Genomic DNA, 15,799 nt, shown 5'->3' with positions numbered 1-15,799 from the left:
CCCCGTTGGAGACGCATTCCCGCATTGACGCCGCACATATTTCCATGATACTAGAATTATAGTTATATACAAAGGAGATCCCTCTCTGGATAAGCAACGCTCGATTCGGGAACTGGTGAAAGCCCGCTACGCGGAGGAGGCGCGGCGAGACCGCAGCGACGCGAGCCGATCCGCGTCTTGCTGCGGGAAAGGCTTTTATCGATCGAAGGAAGCAGCAGAGCTGCCCGCCGAAGCGCTTGCCGCCTCCCTCGGATGCGCCAACCCGGTGGCCCTGGCGCAGCTGCAAGTCGGAGAAATCGTGCTTGATCTGGGCGCCGGCGGAGGAATCGACGTTCTTCTTGCCGCTGGGCGGGTGGGCCCAACAGGAAGAGCTTATGGTCTCGACATGACCGAGGAGATGTGGGAGCTGGCTCGGGAGAACCAACGCAAGGCCGGCTTGGACAACGTCGAGTTTCTCAAAGGCGAAATCGAAAACATTCCCCTGCCCGACAATTCCGTCGATGTGGTCCTGTCCAATTGCGTCATCAATCTATCGACCGAAAAGGATCGGGTGTTTGCGGAAGCCTTCCGGGTGCTCAAGCCGGGCGGGCGGATCGCCGTGGCGGACATCGTCCTCCTACTGTGCCGAAACGGGGAGATCTGGGCCGGTTGCCTCGCCGGCGCTCTGGAGGAATCGGAATCCCGGACCAAGCTCGCCACGGCCGGTTTCACCGACATCCGGATCGAGCCGGTCCGAAGCTATTCCGCGTCCGATGCCATGGAGTTCCTCCGGACCGTTGCGAGCGCGCAGCTCGATGCGGAAGCCCTGGCTCGCCTGAGGGAAGGGAAATTCCTGAGCGCCCTCCTCCGCGCCCGGAAGCCGGAGCGATAACCGCGAGCTCCCCCGACAGGCAGGTCCGCCCGGAAGGGGGCACGGCACCCGCCGGCCTGCAGCCGATGCGGCCGTCTGCGTCCCCGGCGCGAAGCCGGGGATCCGCCGCATGCCGATCTTTGCCGAACCTGGCGGAGCCGGAGGGATTCGAACCCTCGGTACCCTTTTGGGGTACAACGGTTTAGCAAACCGTCCCTTTCGGCCGCTCAGGCACGGCTCCCGGAGTCAGTTCCCTTCTGCTCCCGGGCGGGGCGCTTGTCAAGGTCGGGGGACGCTTCCGGCTTGACGACACTCGGCCGGCTTGCCAGCCTGGGCTCGCGCCGGCGGCGGGGCCGCCGGAGAAGCGAAAGCGGGCGATGCCAGGACAGGGACGGGGCAACGGAAAGCGAAGCGGGCGACCGCTCGGAAAACGAATTCTCCTGTGCGTCGGGGTAGGCCTGCTGGTCTACGCGGCGACCCGATTCCTCCTGGGTACAGAAGGAGCGTTCGTCTCGACGGAGGATTCGTTTTTGAGCGCCCACGCGGTGCGCATCTCCCCCAGAGTTTCCGGTTACCTGGAGAAGCTCCTTATCGATGACAACAGCCGGGTGAGCCAGGGGCAGCTCATGGCGCTGATCGACCCGAGGGACTACCAGGCGCGCGTCGCCGCGGCGGATGCCGTTCGGCTTCTATCCGGAACCGAGCGGCTGCGGATGCAGCGGCTGGCGACCACGCGCGCCACGCCCATGCTCAATTTCGATGCCGCAGCGGCCCTCAACGCGACGACCGAGGCCGAACTCCGGTTGGAGTCCCTAAGCCTCGGCTACAGCGAGATCCGGGCGCCGATCGCCGGGAGGATCGCGGGGCGGCGCGTCGAGCAGGGGAATCTGGTGAATCCGGGACAGTTTCTCTTTTCGATCGTCCCGGAGGGGGTCTGGGTCAGCGCTAACTTCCGGGAGAAGGAGATCCGCCATATCGCGCCGGGCAAACCCGCAGAAATTCGCATCTGGGCGCGCCCGGGCCGCGTCTACCGGGGACATGTCGAGAGCATCCAGCGCGGTGCCAATTCCGCGTTCAGCCTCTACCCGACGCTCGACATGCGCCTCAACTACGTCAAGCCTGAGCAGCGGATCCCGGTGAAGATCCTTTTCGATGAGCCGCCCGCCGCGCTTGCGGAGCTCGGCCCCTGGATGACCGCGGCGGTGCGGATTCCCACCGCTTCCGCGAAGGCCGCAATCGACTGGGCACTCCTGCTCGGAGCGGCGGGGGCGTTGGCCGCCTTCGTCTTCGCTCCCGTTTCCCGCGGGTCGAAAGCCTAACCAAAAAACGGGATCAGCCGCCCATGTTGGCTTCTTCGGCAGCGGCGCGCAGCTCGCGGAGCGGGTCGTCCTCTCCCGAGTTCACGAGCCGGCTCTCCAAAACGACCCGGTCGGCGCCGTGGATGACCGCCGACGCGAGGCTCTCCTGGGTGATTCCGCCTTCAACTCCGATCTCGTAGGCTAGGTTGGCCGCTTCCCGGTGCGCCTTGGCCAGCGCCACCTTCTTGAGCGTCTCCGGAAGGAAAGGTAGTCTCGGTCCCGCGTTAGCCGTCAGACAGAGCAGGGAGTGGATATAGGGCAGATACGGGAAGGACTTTTTCAAAAGGGTGATCGGATTGAGCGCAAGCCCGCAGCGGCACCCCATCGACCGGATCAGCTCGAGAGTCTTTCGCACGTCGTGGCGGGCTTCCAGGTGCACGGTCACGATATCCGCCCCCGCTTCGATGAAGGCGCGGGCGTAGCGATCAGGCTGCTCGATCCGGAGGTGGACTTCGATAGGCAGCTCGGTTGTCGTGCGAAGGGCGGCGACCAGACGGGGGCCGCCGCCTAGATCGGGCACGAAGTGGCCGTCCATCACCTCGACGTGGAGGAGATCGATTCCGGCCGCTTCCAGATCACGAACCTCGCTTTCGATCTGGCAGGGCTTAGCTCCGATCACAGCGGCGAACCGGACCGATCTCATGTGGGAGCACTCCTACGCGGACTTGCGTTCGATCAGCTCGATTTCGTACCCGTCCGGGCCGTCGATGAAGGCAAAGCGTGTTCCGGAAGCGCTCGTCGTAGGACCGTCGGAAAAGGGGTAGCCTTTTCGGGCGGCTTCGCGGCCGAAAGCCTCCAGGTCGTCGACTTCGAAGGCCAGATGGGTCAGGTCGGGCGGCACGACAACCGGGCCCGACGCCGGATAGTGGCAGATTTCGAGTAGCTCCTCGCTTTCCGGGGCCTTGAGAAAGACCAGCGTGGAGCCTCGAGGGGAGGTCGATCGGCTCACTTCCTGGAGGCCAAGCAGTTCGGTAAAAAAGGAGACGCTCTTTCTTAAGTCGTTGACGCGATAGCGCGTGTGCAGGAGGCGACGCACCTTCACCGGAGTTCCTCATTCCCTTCCGGGAAAAAGCGTTCGGAGGCGCAGGAAAAAGTCGGGGATGGGCTGCTCATCGCTTACCACCGCTGGTGAAACCGTTCCTCCGGACGAAGACTCCCTAAAAAAAGGCTGAGCCAATCCGCGAGTGTCTCCAGATCTTGGAGATCGACGACTTCCACCGGGCTGTGCATGTACCGGTTCGGAATGCCGAGAGCTGCCGTCGGAATGCCTCCGCGCTGCAAAAAAATGGCGTCCGCGTCGGTCCCCGACCGCCGGGGATCGATTCCCTGCTGAAACGCGATCTGGTGCGCGCGGGCCACCTCCGCGAGCCGGTGCACGAGCAACGGATGGTTGACGCTTCCCCTGCTCAAGATCGGCCCCTTGCCGAGCTGGACGTCGCCGTGGCGCTTCTTATCGGCGATCGGAATGTCGGTCGCATGGCCGACGTCGACCACCAGCGCCGCGTCGGGGTGGGTCGAGTAGCCCACCATGGCCGCACCGAAGAGACCGTTTTCTTCCTGGATTGTCGATGCCGCGATGACGCAAGCCGCCAGCTTCTCCCGCCGCAACGCGGTTTTCCGGAAGGCCTCGGCCACCACGAAGGCGCCGACGCGGTCGTCGCAAGCCCGGCCTGCCCAGAGGGTGCCGTGCAGGGGGGAGAAACCCGAATCGTACGTGATGAGATCCCCGACGGAGACACGCTCGAGGGCCTCTTTCTGGCTTTGGGCACCGATATCGATGAAGAGCTCGTGCCATTTGGGCGGTTCCTGCTTGCCCTCCCGCTCCTGCAAATGGATGGCCAGCGAGCCGATCACGCCGAGCACGGGCTGCCCCCCGTGGTGGATCCGCACGCGCTGGCCGCGTGCCAGCAGGGGGTCGGACCCTCCTACGGTCGTGAAGTAGACAAAGCCTCGATCATCGACGTACTGAACCTGGAAGCCGATCTCATCGATGTGCGCCGCCAGCAGAATCTTGGGAGATCCCTCCGGATGCAGGAACGCGAGCGCATTGCCGTAGGCGTCGGTTTCGATCCGGTCGGCATAGGGCTTGAGGTAGTCGATCCAGAGCTGTTGGGCGAGCATTTCCCCGCTCGAAGGGCTGGGGGTTTCGATCAGAGCACTCAGGAAATCGAGCTGGTTTTCTTCCACAGCCCACTCACCGTAGCCAAAGTTTTCCCCTACCGCAACCGTCTACTTCCTGGCGGCCGGACCGGCCCGTGCGGCGCGCGCGCGCAGGATCTCCCGGGCCACGGGAAGCAGGGAGAGGATGATGATCAAGAAGAGGAAGAGGTGGAGATGGGTCCGAACCGCCGGAGCGCTTCCCAGGAAAAAGCCGGCGAGGAGGAAGAGGGCCACCCAGGCGGCGCCTCCTGCTGCATTCCAAAAAAAGAAGCGGGAATAGTTCATAGATCCCACGCCGGCGACAAAGGGAGCGACGGTGCGGAGCACTGGAATGAAGCGGGCGATGACGATCGCGCGGGCGCCGTACCGCCGACAGAGGGCGCGGGCGCGAACGAGATGGCGGCGACTCAGCCAGCGGGCCTCCCGATCGCGAAAGATCGCGGGTCCAGCTCGGAGGCCGATCCAGTAGTTCGTCGAGTCGCCGAGAACCGCGGCGAGGATGAGGGCCAAGAGGAGTGTAGGCAGGTGGAGCCACCCTTGGCCTGCGAAGGCGCCCAGGAGGAAGAGAAGGCTGTCGCCGGGCAGGAACGGGGTGAGGACCAGGCCCGTCTCGCAAAAGACGATCGCAAAGAGCAAGGGATAGGCCCAAAAGCGGTGGTCCTTCACCACCGACCGGAGAAGCTCCTCCCAGCCGGTCCAGAACGCGAGCCAATCCATCGTTGTTCTTCCTCCCGCGGGGAGCGCTCTTCCCGCCGTTAAGTTGACACTTCGGTCCGGCCGCGTATACTTATTAGTATTAATAGGTCGCTATCCCGTTGGTAGCGAACCGGCATGGGAAAACTCGAACGAAAGGAGGAACCAATGAATGGCTTGGTGCGGCGAACGCAGACAGGAAGTGTCTGGGATCCTTTCCGGGAGTTGGAGGAGATGCGGAAGAGGTTGGCCACTTTCTGGGAGCGGCCGCTGGAGCTGCTCGAGATGCCGAGCGAGCGGATCGAGGTCTCCGAATGGCGGCCCTTGGCCGACGTCACGGAGGATGACAAGGAATACGTGGTAAAACTCGAGCTTCCCGGCATGAAGCGGGAAGAGGTCAAGGTGACCATAGAGTCGGGCGAGCTTACGATATCCGGTGAACGGAAGGCAGAAAAGGAAGAAAAGAACAAGAAGTATCATCGGATCGAGCGAGCCTACGGCGCCTTCTCCCGGTCGTTTGTGATCCCCGACGATGTGGTGGCCGACAAGATCGAGGCCCACTTCAAGGATGGCATCCTCGAGGTGCACCTCCCCAAAGGAGAGCACGCGCAGCCCAAGACGATCGAGGTGAAAGGTTGAGGGCGCGGTCCTCCCTTTCCGGAGAAAGGCCCTTCCTTGCGGGAGGGCCTTTCTGTTTTCCGGCCCCTGGAAAGACGGCGGCGGCCATCCCCGCTAGTATCGGAATTCCGATTGACAGCGGTCGTGGCCGGAAGCAAAAGTCATTAACTCCCGGGCGGTTGCCGCGGGATCTCGGGGAAAGGAGGAGGGCTTGCCAAAGCGGTTCTTAATCGGGGTTCTTTTGGGCTTCATCGGGTGCGGCTCGGCTTGGGCCGCCCCGGCCTCCGCCGGAGATTCCGCGATCCAAGGTCCTTCCCTCGCCGGGACGGACCCCGTCAGCGAAGAGATTGCAGCCGGAACCGGGCAGGGGAGCTCCAAGGAAGCGCCGCCCGTTCAAAATCCTTTTACGGTCAAGTCAGGCCTCTACGCCGGCATCTTCGGCGGCGCTGCTTTTTCCAATCCCGAATTCGGATCTTCGGCCTATCCCGCTCCGGTCGGCCTTTCGGTCTTCACGGAAAGAGGGGGCATCGTCAACGGGATGGGCGGGCTGCTTCTGGGCTACGAGTTCGCCGGCAACAAGATCGGAGACAGCTGGGATTTCTACTGGAGGCCCGCCGTCCAGCTCGATGCCTACTATCTCGGCCTGACCGCGGCCTCGTCGGGGCCCGGCTACGGCGCGCCGGCGGTGCCGGGCGCAATCGACATGAAGGAGAACTTCAATGCCGGAGTCATCACGGTCGATGGGCTCTTGAACTTGTATACGCCGGTCCTGGCTCTCCATTTCGGAGTCGGCGTCGGCGGCGCCTATATCAGCAACTCCTCGGCGTCGGCGGTGCCGAACGGCGGACCGGCCGGAGGGGAGCAGCTGCTCGGTGCGGGGATCACGACCGATGCGGGCGCCTTCGCCGCTCAAGGAATTGCCGGAATCGACCGATGGATCGGCAAACGGTGGTCGGTCTTTATCGAATACCGTTTCCTCTTGCTCACCGGAACGAACTTCAGCTTCAACGGCAACCCGGCGGTCTTCGGCCCCAACCAGGCGGTGAGCCAGCATTTCGATCAATTTACCGCAAACCTGGTGCTGGCCGGGCTCCGTTACAAGTTCTAATGAAGAAAGTCCTTCTTTTTTTCGCAGCCGGCCTGGTTGCCGGATGGAGCGGGCTCCCGACACCACCCTCCGCACGGGCAGGAACGGAGTTCGAGCCGCCGATCCCCAAGTTTCCGTACGCTCCGACCGACCCCAAGGGCAACCCCTACTGCGTCGCGGCGACCGACCTGGTCTTCAGCCCGCGGCCGCCCTACGTGCAAGCGAGCTCGGAAGTCGCGAAACTCGAGAAATCGAAACGGCCGCGTCGCCCAGCCAAGAGGGAGCCCGAGTCCGTCGACGCCAAGGGAAGGCCTTAGCCGCTCGTTTTACAGCATTGGAAGCGGCGCCGCGGCTTCGGAAGGCAGGCGTTTGCGCGCCTGCTGTCCCGGCGGCGTTTGCCGCAAGGCGCTAGGGGGAAGATAGATCCCGATCAGCTCCCTTTGCCACCACTCCCCGGTGCGCCGCAAGGTGCCCCATGAGCTGAACCGATATTCGTAAAGGAGGGCCCGGATATACGTGGGCGGAGCGCCGGGGAAGGGATTGGAAGCAAAGAGCGCGACCACGGCGGGGCTGCCCTCCAAGAGCCGTTGCGCGAGCCTCGGGAACCAGGGAGTCCGTGCGGGGCCGTTCAAGGCGGCGAACCACATCTGCCAATCGAGCCTCGGCTGGTAGGGGGCGACGAATGCCGGCATCTTGTGCAGATCGCCCGGCTTCCAGCGGAAGGGGTAGGTCATCCAGACCGCACCGTCCCGGCTGCCCTCGATCTCGATCTCGAGCCGGCGGGTGGTCATCACCGCGAAGGCGCCATAGTTGTTGACGCTCCGGAACGGGCCGATCGCGACAAGAATTATGGCCACCGGCCGAGGGGGCCGGACTCCCAGCACCGCCAAGAAGAGCGGGACGCTCAGCAGGAAGAGGACGCCCCCCAGGACGGGACTCCAACGGCGCTGGAGAGGAGAAATCGGGTGGCAATCGCAGCGGAGGCGGGGCAGGAGGCGTCGGAGGACCGAATCTTCCAGAAGAGCGAAGCAGAGGACAAGGGTGAGCCAGTTGTAAAAGGCGTGGTTTCCGGTGAGCAGGATGAAGAGCTGCAGGAGGGCCGAAACGGCGAAGCCGAAGAGACCGCCCAGCCGGCCCAGAAAAAAGAAAAACGGAATCGCCAGCTCGGCGGCGAGAACCAGGAAGGTCGAAATCTCGTGGAAGGCCAGCGGCAGATGGAAGAAAAACCAGGAGAGAGGGGAAGGAAGAGGCTGAGTTTCGTAATGGTATTGGAGCGCGGTCAGCGCCCGCCAGGCGGTGTCTCCGCTTGCCAGCTTGACGACGCCGGAGAGAAAAAGCACACGGAAAAGAAGCCACCGCAGCCAGAACGAAGCGAACGGCGGCGGCGAAGGGGCCGCTCCCCAGTCCGGCCGCAGCCGCCAAGGGGCGATCAAGACCGCCAGGAGGCCCGCTTCCAACAACAGGCTGTCCCATTGGAAGAAAAAGAAGTCCCGCCCGAGGGAAACGAACGAGAGGTAGAGCGCCCAGAGCGCCAGGGCGGTCCAGGCCGGCGCCAGGTCAAAAAAAAGGAGAACGGCGAGCAAGAATCCCGCCCAGGCGAAGAGCTGCAGGAGCAGATCGCTTCCGCCGGTCCACCAGAAGAGGGATGGCGCTTGCACGTAGCGGGAAACGCCCAGGGCGGCCGGCCCGGCGGCGAGCACTTCGGCGATCGGCAGGATGCCGCGCGAGCCGAGAAGCCCCGGCAGTTGGATGGCCAACGAGAGGAAAGCGACCGCGTAGATGGCGGCGACCCCGCGAAGAAAAAGCCAGATCGCCAATCGGTAGGTGCGGCGCGGGCCGCCGCGGATCGGAAATCGGAGGGCTAGTCGTCGGAGGAGCATGATGGAAGAGGGCGGCCGGGATCCCGCTCTTCCCCGGCTCCGGATGGCTCCTCCGACCCGGGAAGCGGCATCCGCCCCCGGGCTGCCAACATGCGGAGGAGGTCTTGCGCATGAGCTTCGACGCGGGGATGGAGATCCCGCCAGGAGACGACCCCCTCTTCGATCAGGAAGGAGGCGCGCTTGACGAAGCCGAGGAAGGCGGGCAGCCCGAAGGCCCGGGCGGCTTCGCCGGACCCATCGGAAAGAAGGAGGAAAGGCAAAGCGTATCGCCGCCGGAAGGAGGCGAGCCGCTCCGGAGAGTCGCCGCTCACGCCGATGATTTGGATGCCCCAGGCAGCCAGCTCCTTCCCGTGGTCGCGGAGGTTGCAGGCTTGCTTCGTGCAATAGGGGGTATGGGCACGCGGATAGAAGTAGAGGAGGATCTTGCCGGCGGCGAGGAGGTCAGCCAGGGCGACGCTCCTTCCCTCGGGATCGCGGAGGGTGGCCGCCGGCGCTCGGGAACCGACCAGTAGAGGTTTGCGCATGGTCTTGTCTTGCCGCGGCGGTCGGCTCAAGCTGATGCCGACAACCGCAGTATGAAAAAGGACGAGGGTGAGGTCAAAGCCGCTCTGTGCGGGGGAAGCGATCGGAGAGGAAAGGGAGGCCGGGAAGAGAATTGGCTCCCCGCTTTTCTCGCCGAGTTTCCGGAGATGGCGACCGCCTCGCCGGACGCGCTCGCGCAAAACGCGGGCGACGCCTGGCTGGCGGCCCACCCTCCCCAAGCCGTCGCGTATCCGGAGAGTGCGGAATCGGTCGCCCGTCTGGCCCGCTGGGCCTCCGCGGCGGCCGTCCCGATCACCGCCCGGGGAGCGGGGAGAGGCTATGTGGGAGGATGCGTCCCTATTCAGGGAGGGATCGTCGTCAACTTTTCCCGGATGAACCGGATCCGTGAAATCGATCCGCAGGACGGGGTGGCGATCGTCGAGCCCGGAGTGATCACGGCCCACCTCCAGGAAGCCGCCGCCAAGCTCGGCTGGTTCTATCCCCCCGATCCCGCCAGCGCCGCCGAAAGCAGCCTGGGGGGCAACATCGCCACCAACGCCGGCGGCCCCCGCTGCCTCAAGTACGGGGTGACCCGCCATTACGTGCTCGGGCTGGAGGTCGTGCTGGCCGACGGGACCCGGGTCCGCGTCGGCGGGCGCACGCACAAGAACAAGGTAGGATTCGACCTAGTCGGCCTCTTCGTCGGCTCCGAGGGTCTCCTGGGGCTCGTGACGGAGGCCACGCTCCGGCTGATCCCGCATCCGCCCTACCGGGTGGCGGTCGCGGCCGTTTTTCCCACGGTCGAGGCGGCTGCCGGAACCGTCGAGCGGATCTTCGGAGCCGGCCTCCTCCCCTCGGCTCTCGAGATCGCCGACCGGCTTACCTTGGAGAGGGCCCGCGAGTTTTGCGAGGAACCGATCCCGCCCGGCGACGCGCATCTATTCATCGAGTGCGACGGCCAGCCCGCGGGCGTCGATGCGGAGATCGACCGCCTCCTGCCCATCCTCCGCCGGGCGGGTGCGGGCGAGGTGCGCATCGGCCGCGGGGAGGAAGGCTGCGAGCGGCTTTGGCGGATCCGGCGATCGTTTTCCCTAGCCCTCAAGCAAAGCGGCCTCACCAAGCTCAATGAGGACGTCGTGGTCCCAAGGAGGCGGCTTGTCGATCTCCTGCGGCTGGGAAGGGAGATCGAGCGTCGGTTCGGATTCCCCGTCGCTTGCTTCGGCCACGCGGGGGACGGCAACATCCACGTCAACTTGATGATCGATCGGAGCTTGCCCGGCGCGGAAGCGCGGGCGGAGGAAGCGCTCGATCTTCTCTTCGCGCAAGTCATCGGCTGGGGGGGCTCGATCACCGGAGAGCACGGAATCGGCCTCGCGAAGGATCGCTGGTGGCCCCTGGCGGCGTCTCCGGAGGTCCGCAAGCTGCATGAGCGGTTGAAGGCCGCTTTGGACCCCGCAGGGTTGCTGAATCCGGGAAAATTCGTTTGATTTTGCTCTCGCCTATCGTAATTCTGGCCAATTTGGCACGAATGCCGCGCTCCGGGCACCCCGTGTCGTAAACCTATGTCGTTCGAGGACACATTTTCCTACTCGCTCGAGGCGAGCCGGGTGGTCCTGTTGCCGCGCACGCGGCTGGCGACCTTCCGTACCTCCCTGATCCACTACACGCTCATGACCGAGGCGATGGACCGGGTGGGCACGACATTCGTCCGCGAAGGGAACCTCGAAGCGGACCAGCCGCGGGTTATCTTGCCGAGGACGATGGGAAAGCTCCTTTTGGAAGGCTTCGGCGAGAAAGCCCGCGCCTATGCGGAGTGGCTGAGCAGGCAGCCCGGCTCTCTCCCCTTCTTGCGCTACGGCTTTCAATTGCGCAAGGAGGAGCTGCGGTTCCGCCAAGTCGAGGCCCCGATCGAATCGGTAACCCAGAGCGTGACCCGCCAAGTCCAGGAACAGGACGATCCGTTCGCGGCGGTTCTTGTCGGCGTGGAGGATGGCTGGGAGATCTCTCTTCTCCGCTTTTGCCTCGAATGGGTTCAAAAATCCCTTCCCCGCAACATCCACGACTTACGGCAGGAAGGCTTTTTGTAGGAAGCGGCCGAAGGTGATCGCTTCGAGCGCTTCGGCGCGATCCCCCGCGGCGAGGGCAAAACCGTGAACGCGCCGCCATTGGAGCGTTATTATCTACCCGAACCCGAGGAAGGTCTTCTCGGAATCCGCGAATCGGACCACGCCCTCCGGGTGATGCGCCACCGTCCCGGAGATCGGATCGCCCTTTTTGACGGTGCGGGCACGGAATGGATCGCCGAGGTGACCGGGCGAAGCGGCCGCCGGCTCGCCTTCCGTAAGATTGCAGAAAGAAAGACGCCTCCGCCCGCCCGGAGAATCGCCATCGCCCAAGCGGTGTTGAAGGCAAAGGCGATGGACCTCTTTTTCCAGAAAGTGACGGAGCTTGGAGTAACGGAAATCTTCCCGGTGGTTTGCGCCCGCTCGGTCGAGCCCGGGGAGAGCGCAGCCCGGAAGCACGCCCGCTGGATGGAGATCGCCGTCGCGGCCGCCAAGCAGAGCCGGCGTGCCTGGCTGCCGGCGATCCGCAAGCCGGTCGATCTCGAATCGGTGTGCCGGGAGAGCGCCTCCTACCCGCTGCGCCTCTTCGGATCGCTCGAGGGAGGCAGCCCGCCGCTTCGGGCGATTCTTTCCGCTCGCCGAAAAGCATCGGAGCACGGCGTTCTTGCCTTGATCGGCCCGGAGGGAGACCTTACACCGGGAGAGCGGACGCTCCTGGAAGAGGCGGGATTTCTCCCCGTCTCCTTCAGTCCAAACGTCTTGCGGTCGGAAACGGCGGCGCTCTTCTGTGCCGCCGTCTTCCTCTACGAGATCGCGGGGGCGCGATCCGGAGAGGAGGAGGGGGGATTATGGCAAGAGATATCGTAATCACCGGGGGAGCCGGCTTCATCGGTTCGAATCTTGTTCTGGAGATTCAGCGCCGGGAGCCGGGAGCGGAGATCACGATCGTGGACGATTTTCGCAGCGGGGCCTTCGGGAATCTCTCCGGGTTTCGCGGAGACCTGGTGACGGCCGACGTGGGGCAGCTCGATTGGCATCGCCTTTTCGGCAACCGGCCGCCCGAGCTGGTTTTCCACCTGGCGTCGATCACCGACACGACCGTGACCGATACGGCGATCCAGATGCGGGCCAACGTTGAGGGGTGGCGTCATCTTCTCTCCTTTCTTGCCGGCAAGTCGTTGCGGGTCGTCTACGCCTCCTCCGCCGCGGTCTACGGCATCGGCGGCTCGACTCGGAACCGGGTCGGAGACCCGGAACGGCCCGCCAACGCTTACGGCTTTTCCAAGCTCCAGATGGAGCACCTGGCCCGGCGCTTCGCCGGAGAAAATCCGGGTATCCCTATGGCCGGCTTGCGCTACTTTAACGTCTACGGCCCGCGCGAGACCCACAAGCGGCAGTCGGCGAGCATGATCGGCCAGCTGGCCGCCCAGATCCGCTCCGGGAAGCGCCCGCGGCTTTTCACAGACGGGAACCAGAAGCGGGACTTCATCTACGTGGCCGACGCCGTCGAGGCCACCCTGGCCGCAGCCTTCGCAGTGAAGGGGAACGGAGTCTTTAACGTCGGCTCGGGCCGGGCGCGGTCCTTCAACGAGGTGGTTTCCTGCCTCGACTCTGCGCTCGGAACCCGCTCGGAGCCCGACTATTTTCCCTGTCCGTACGCGTTTTTCCAGCCGCACACCGAAGCCGATATTGCCGCTACGCGGGCCGCCATCGGATATGAGCCCCGGTTCTCCTTGGAAAAAGGGATCAAGGCCTATCGGGAATCCGGTTGGCTCGGGCGCGATCCCCAGGAGTAGGCTCTTGCTTCTCCCCGCCTTTCCCACCATCTTTGTTCCGTGAGCACTCCACAGTTTCCCGACGCCGAGGAGTGGCAGCGCCGCTTCCAGGAAATGTTCCGTTCGTTGGCGCCGATGCCGGCCGCGACCGATCCGAAGGAGGCGGAGAAAAATCGGGAAGCCTTCGAGAAGCAGATCCGGTCCTTCAGCCTCACACCCAAGGAGCTCAAAGCCTACCTCGACCGTTTCGTGATCCAGCAGGAGGAGGCGAAGCGGGTGCTTTCCGTCGCCGTCTGCGACCATTACAACCACGTCCGGGCCGCCCTCGCGGGCGAGGATCTCCCCCACTACGTCAAGCAGAACGTGCTGCTGGTCGGGCCGAGCGGAGTGGGGAAGACCTATCTGGTGCGCTGCCTGGCGGAACGGATCGGCGTGCCGATGGTCCGCGGGGATGCGACCAAGTTTTCCGAAACGGGCTACGTCGGCGGCGATGTCGAAGACTTGGTCCGTGAGCTGGTCCAGCAGGCGGGCGGGGACGTCTCCATCGCCCAGTACGGCATCATCTATTTGGACGAGATCGATAAGCTGGCGGGGCCGAACTCGTTGGGCCGGGATGTGAGCGGTCGGGGGGTGCAGGCGAACCTGCTGAAGCTGCTCGAAGAAACCGAGGTTCCCGTGCGAGCTCCCTACGACCTGCAAGGCCAGATCCAGACGATGCTCGACTTCCGCCGAGGCGCGCGGGAAAAGCGGACCATCAACACCCGGCACATCCTCTTCCTGGTCAGCGGGGCCTTTACCCGCCTTCCGGAGATCGTCGCGCGCCGGAGGCGGCGCGGGCAGCTCGGATTCCGCGCGGCGGGCTCCGAGCCGGACGCCGGCGAGTCCGTTAAGGAGGCTCTCACCGCCGACTTCATCGAATACGGGCTCGAGCCCGAATTCATCGGGAGGCTACCGGTCCGGGTCTTCTTTGAACCCCTTTCCGCCGACGACCTCTTCCGGATCTTGCGGGAATCGGAAGGGTCGATTCTCCGGCAGTATGTCGCGGCCTTCCAGGCCTATGGAATTTCGCTGCGCTTCACCGAGGGGGCGCTGCGGCGGATCGCCCAGCGCGCCGCCGAGGAAGAGACCGGAGCCCGCGGCCTTATGACGATTTGCGAGCGGATCTTGCGTCCCTTCCGCTTCGAATGCCCCGGCACGGGCTTGCGCGAGGTCCTGATCGACGAGGAGACCGTCGAAGACCCGGAAAAGGGGCTGCAGGCGACCTTGACTCGATTCCGGGAAGGAGGCGGGGAGACCGCCCAGGAGGTGGAAGCATTTGCGCAGGAGTTTTTCCGCGACCACGAGCTGCGGCTGCGCTTCCAGCCGGAGGCTGTGCAAGCGCTTCGGGACGAGGCGGGCTCGCAAGCCGGGGCGACCGCCGCGCTTTGCCGGACGAAGTTCAAGGATTTTCCCTTCGGGCTCCGCCTCATCCGGGCCAACACCGGTCAAGACACGTTCACGATCACTCCGGAAGCGGTAAAAGAGCCCGAGGCGGTGTTGAACCGCTGGGTGCTCGCCTCCTATAGCGCCTCGGCCAAGGCCCCCGAGGGCCCGAAGGATCAGGAAAGAAAGAGCACCGAAGCAGAGTAGCCGTGGAGATAGTTCGGCTTCCCCACGGGGCCGATCTCCCCGCTGGCGAAGAATCCCGCAGCGGGCAGACGGGGGAAAAGCTCCTGAATCAATCCCGCATCCTTGCCGGCCACCCCGAAGAGCCCTTTTCCTCTCCCGGCGCAGAGGCTGGCCAAGGCGGCCAGAGGCTGCCGCGTGTGAAAATGCTCGGTCTTTTCGGCTTGGAGCATCCTCCGCAAGGAGCGTTCGGCCGATTCGGGATCGCGCAGCTGATATTGCAGCGTCTGGCCGATGCGGACGAGCGCTCCGATCGCGACCGCGCCGGAGGAGGGGTCCGCGCCGAGGATGTTGCGGACGAGGAAGTCCCCTTGGCGGAACTCGTCCCGATATTCGGAGACGGCGAGGCCGATGAAGATATGCCCATGCGCCCTTTCCCGTTCCTGTTCCGAGAGGGATTCGAAGGCATTGGCCAAGGCCTGGTACGCGCTCCCGGAACCCAGCGTGTAGAGGATGTTCCGGTCGGCCCCGGTCACGGTGTAGGGGGTGCCGATCGGTCGGCATCCTTGAGAGACGATGACATGAAAGCCGATGTCCCCTTGAAGGGCGATCGCGACTCCCCCCTCCACAGGCTTCCGATCCAAAAAGACGGCGGTGTCCCTTCATCGGTCCCGCCCGCCAACCCCCAGGCAGGAATTCCGGGATATGCACGGTTCCAGATCTGCAGGAGCCGCTCCACCGGAAGCAGGTTGGGATTGGCGAAGAGGATCCATCCTACCGCCTCTCCAGGCCCGACCGCGGTGATCCGATGCCAGACCGCCGGTTCTTCCCCAGCTTCCAGCTGCTCGGGCAACAAGGGGACCGGAGTCGCCCGGATCCCCGGATGGCGGAGGCCGAGCACCGAAAACCCCTCTTCGGCTTCGAACTCGGCTCCTTCGGCCAGGAAGCCCTGCCCGGTCACGGCGACCAGGAGGGGAGCGTGGGCGTAGATGGTCAGCACCTCGCAAAGCTCGGCCAAGTCGGCCGCATACGAGGAAGAAGCGAAGACCAAAACGAGCGAGGGGCCGCCGCCGAGCTTCGCCCGCAGCTCTTCGGCAATCGTCCGGCTTGCGCCTTCGGAAAAGGGACCGGAATAGGCTACGGATACCGCGCGCGGAGCATCCATAAGGAAAATGATCAATTTTTTTG

The 15,799-nt window shown here is 64.5% G+C and carries 18 protein-coding genes and 1 tRNA gene; 10 read left to right on the top strand and 9 right to left on the bottom strand.

What is annotated here, in order from left to right; translation table 11 throughout:
• The first annotated feature begins 85 nt into the window (after positions 1–85).
• Complete coding sequence (gene arsM / locus MTHMO_RS05810) at positions 86–871, top strand: arsenite methyltransferase (RefSeq protein ID WP_202214862.1); 786 nt, start codon at positions 86–88, stop codon at positions 869–871.
• Between the two features lie 129 nt (positions 872–1,000).
• Here the strand turns inward: arsM and MTHMO_RS05805 are convergent.
• Positions 1,001–1,091: transfer RNA gene (locus tag MTHMO_RS05805), tRNA-Ser, on the bottom strand.
• Positions 1,092–1,227: 136 nt separating this feature from the next.
• Between MTHMO_RS05805 and MTHMO_RS05800 the strand changes: the two genes are divergently transcribed.
• Positions 1,228–2,169, top strand: a complete 942-nt coding sequence (locus MTHMO_RS05800; protein ID WP_202213943.1) for an HlyD family secretion protein — start codon at positions 1,228–1,230, stop codon at positions 2,167–2,169.
• A gap of 13 nt (positions 2,170–2,182) precedes the next feature.
• Here MTHMO_RS05800 and MTHMO_RS05795 read toward each other — a convergent pair whose 3' ends face one another.
• From MTHMO_RS05795 to MTHMO_RS05780, 4 genes are all read right to left on the bottom strand, one after another.
• Entirely contained in the window at positions 2,183–2,851 is a 669-nt protein-coding gene (locus tag MTHMO_RS05795; protein WP_202213942.1) for a ribulose-phosphate 3-epimerase, read from the bottom strand.
• A gap of 12 nt (positions 2,852–2,863) precedes the next feature.
• Entirely contained in the window at positions 2,864–3,250 is a 387-nt protein-coding gene (locus tag MTHMO_RS05790) for a VOC family protein (protein WP_202213941.1), read from the bottom strand.
• A 74-nt stretch (positions 3,251–3,324) separates the two neighbouring features.
• Positions 3,325–4,395 carry a M42 family metallopeptidase gene (locus MTHMO_RS05785; protein WP_202213940.1) on the bottom strand — a complete coding sequence of 357 codons (1,071 nt, stop codon included), beginning with the start codon at positions 4,393–4,395 and terminating at the stop codon, positions 3,325–3,327.
• A 42-nt stretch (positions 4,396–4,437) separates the two neighbouring features.
• Complete coding sequence (locus tag MTHMO_RS05780; RefSeq protein WP_202213939.1) at positions 4,438–5,085, bottom strand: VTT domain-containing protein; 648 nt, start codon at positions 5,083–5,085, stop codon at positions 4,438–4,440.
• A 144-nt stretch (positions 5,086–5,229) separates the two neighbouring features.
• Between MTHMO_RS05780 and MTHMO_RS05775 the strand changes: the two genes are divergently transcribed.
• The 3 genes from MTHMO_RS05775 to MTHMO_RS05765 all read left to right on the top strand — a co-directional run bounded on the left by MTHMO_RS05775 (position 5,230) and on the right by MTHMO_RS05765 (position 7,083).
• Positions 5,230–5,700: an Hsp20/alpha crystallin family protein gene (locus tag MTHMO_RS05775; RefSeq protein WP_202213938.1), complete on the top strand. Its 471-nt coding sequence runs from the start codon at positions 5,230–5,232 to the stop codon at positions 5,698–5,700.
• Between the two features lie 190 nt (positions 5,701–5,890).
• Positions 5,891–6,787, top strand: coding sequence for a hypothetical protein (locus tag MTHMO_RS05770; protein ID WP_202213937.1), 897 nt, complete (start codon positions 5,891–5,893; stop codon positions 6,785–6,787).
• Positions 6,787–7,083 (top strand): hypothetical protein, encoded by a 297-nt coding sequence (locus MTHMO_RS05765; RefSeq protein ID WP_202213936.1) that lies wholly within the window; start codon positions 6,787–6,789, stop codon positions 7,081–7,083. The genes MTHMO_RS05770 and MTHMO_RS05765 overlap by 1 nt, the downstream gene beginning before the upstream one ends.
• A gap of 9 nt (positions 7,084–7,092) precedes the next feature.
• Here the strand turns inward: MTHMO_RS05765 and MTHMO_RS05760 are convergent, their stop codons facing one another.
• Positions 7,093–8,646 (bottom strand): lipase maturation factor family protein, encoded by a 1,554-nt coding sequence (locus MTHMO_RS05760; protein WP_202213935.1) that lies wholly within the window; start codon positions 8,644–8,646, stop codon positions 7,093–7,095.
• Positions 8,628–9,170, bottom strand: coding sequence for a peroxiredoxin (locus tag MTHMO_RS05755; protein WP_202213934.1), 543 nt, complete (start codon positions 9,168–9,170; stop codon positions 8,628–8,630). Before MTHMO_RS05755 ends, MTHMO_RS05760 begins: the two co-directional genes overlap by 19 nt.
• A 51-nt stretch (positions 9,171–9,221) precedes the next feature.
• Between MTHMO_RS05755 and MTHMO_RS05750 the strand changes: the two genes are divergently transcribed.
• The 5 genes from MTHMO_RS05750 to MTHMO_RS05730 all read left to right on the top strand — a co-directional run bounded on the left by MTHMO_RS05750 (position 9,222) and on the right by MTHMO_RS05730 (position 14,635).
• Positions 9,222–10,655 carry an FAD-binding oxidoreductase gene (locus tag MTHMO_RS05750; protein ID WP_237394796.1) on the top strand — a complete coding sequence of 478 codons (1,434 nt, stop codon included), beginning with the start codon at positions 9,222–9,224 and terminating at the stop codon, positions 10,653–10,655.
• Positions 10,656–10,730: 75 nt separating this feature from the next.
• Positions 10,731–11,255, top strand: a complete 525-nt coding sequence (locus MTHMO_RS05745; protein ID WP_202213933.1) for a hypothetical protein — start codon at positions 10,731–10,733, stop codon at positions 11,253–11,255.
• 63 nt (positions 11,256–11,318) lie between these two features.
• Positions 11,319–12,098: a 16S rRNA (uracil(1498)-N(3))-methyltransferase gene (locus tag MTHMO_RS05740; protein WP_202213932.1), complete on the top strand. Its 780-nt coding sequence runs from the start codon at positions 11,319–11,321 to the stop codon at positions 12,096–12,098.
• A complete protein-coding gene (gene rfaD / locus MTHMO_RS05735; RefSeq protein WP_202213931.1) occupies positions 12,080–13,027 on the top strand; it encodes an ADP-glyceromanno-heptose 6-epimerase in 948 nt (315 codons plus the stop codon). The genes MTHMO_RS05740 and rfaD overlap by 19 nt, the downstream gene beginning before the upstream one ends.
• A gap of 39 nt (positions 13,028–13,066) precedes the next feature.
• Positions 13,067–14,635: an AAA family ATPase gene (locus MTHMO_RS05730; RefSeq protein WP_202213930.1), complete on the top strand. Its 1,569-nt coding sequence runs from the start codon at positions 13,067–13,069 to the stop codon at positions 14,633–14,635.
• Here the strand turns inward: MTHMO_RS05730 and MTHMO_RS05725 are convergent.
• Entirely contained in the window at positions 14,605–15,255 is a 651-nt protein-coding gene (locus MTHMO_RS05725) for an FIST C-terminal domain-containing protein (RefSeq protein ID WP_202213929.1), read from the bottom strand. The genes MTHMO_RS05730 and MTHMO_RS05725 overlap by 31 nt on opposite strands.
• Positions 15,144–15,791, bottom strand: coding sequence for an FIST N-terminal domain-containing protein (locus tag MTHMO_RS05720; RefSeq protein WP_202213928.1), 648 nt, complete (start codon positions 15,789–15,791; stop codon positions 15,144–15,146). Before MTHMO_RS05720 ends, MTHMO_RS05725 begins: the two co-directional genes overlap by 112 nt.
• Positions 15,792–15,799: the final 8 nt, after the last annotated feature.

It is taken from the genome of Methylacidimicrobium sp. AP8, assembly GCF_903064525.1.
Taxonomy (GTDB): Bacteria; Verrucomicrobiota; Verrucomicrobiia; order Methylacidiphilales; family Methylacidiphilaceae; genus Methylacidimicrobium.
Note: the sequence above shows the minus strand (reverse complement) of the source record. Positions and strands in the feature narration are given on the sequence as shown.

Bases quoted from the DNA above. Each gene is read 5' to 3' on its own strand.
- MTHMO_RS05800 (WP_202213943.1), top strand. From the start codon at position 1,228: ATGCCAGGACAGGGACGGGGCAACGGAAAGCGAAGCGGGCGACCGCTC.
- MTHMO_RS05795 (WP_202213942.1), bottom strand. From the start codon at position 2,851: ATGAGATCGGTCCGGTTCGCCGCTGTGATCGGAGCTAAGCCCTGCCAG.
- MTHMO_RS05780 (WP_202213939.1), bottom strand. From the start codon at position 5,085: ATGGATTGGCTCGCGTTCTGGACCGGCTGGGAGGAGCTTCTCCGGTCG.
- MTHMO_RS05775 (WP_202213938.1), top strand. From the start codon at position 5,230: ATGAATGGCTTGGTGCGGCGAACGCAGACAGGAAGTGTCTGGGATCCT.
- MTHMO_RS05765 (WP_202213936.1), top strand. From the start codon at position 6,787: ATGAAGAAAGTCCTTCTTTTTTTCGCAGCCGGCCTGGTTGCCGGATGG.
- MTHMO_RS05760 (WP_202213935.1), bottom strand. From the start codon at position 8,646: ATGCTCCTCCGACGACTAGCCCTCCGATTTCCGATCCGCGGCGGCCCG.
- MTHMO_RS05755 (WP_202213934.1), bottom strand. From the start codon at position 9,170: ATGCGCAAACCTCTACTGGTCGGTTCCCGAGCGCCGGCGGCCACCCTC.
- MTHMO_RS05750 (WP_237394796.1), top strand. From the start codon at position 9,222: ATGAAAAAGGACGAGGGTGAGGTCAAAGCCGCTCTGTGCGGGGGAAGC.
- MTHMO_RS05745 (WP_202213933.1), top strand. From the start codon at position 10,731: ATGTCGTTCGAGGACACATTTTCCTACTCGCTCGAGGCGAGCCGGGTG.
- rfaD (WP_202213931.1), top strand. From the start codon at position 12,080: ATGGCAAGAGATATCGTAATCACCGGGGGAGCCGGCTTCATCGGTTCG.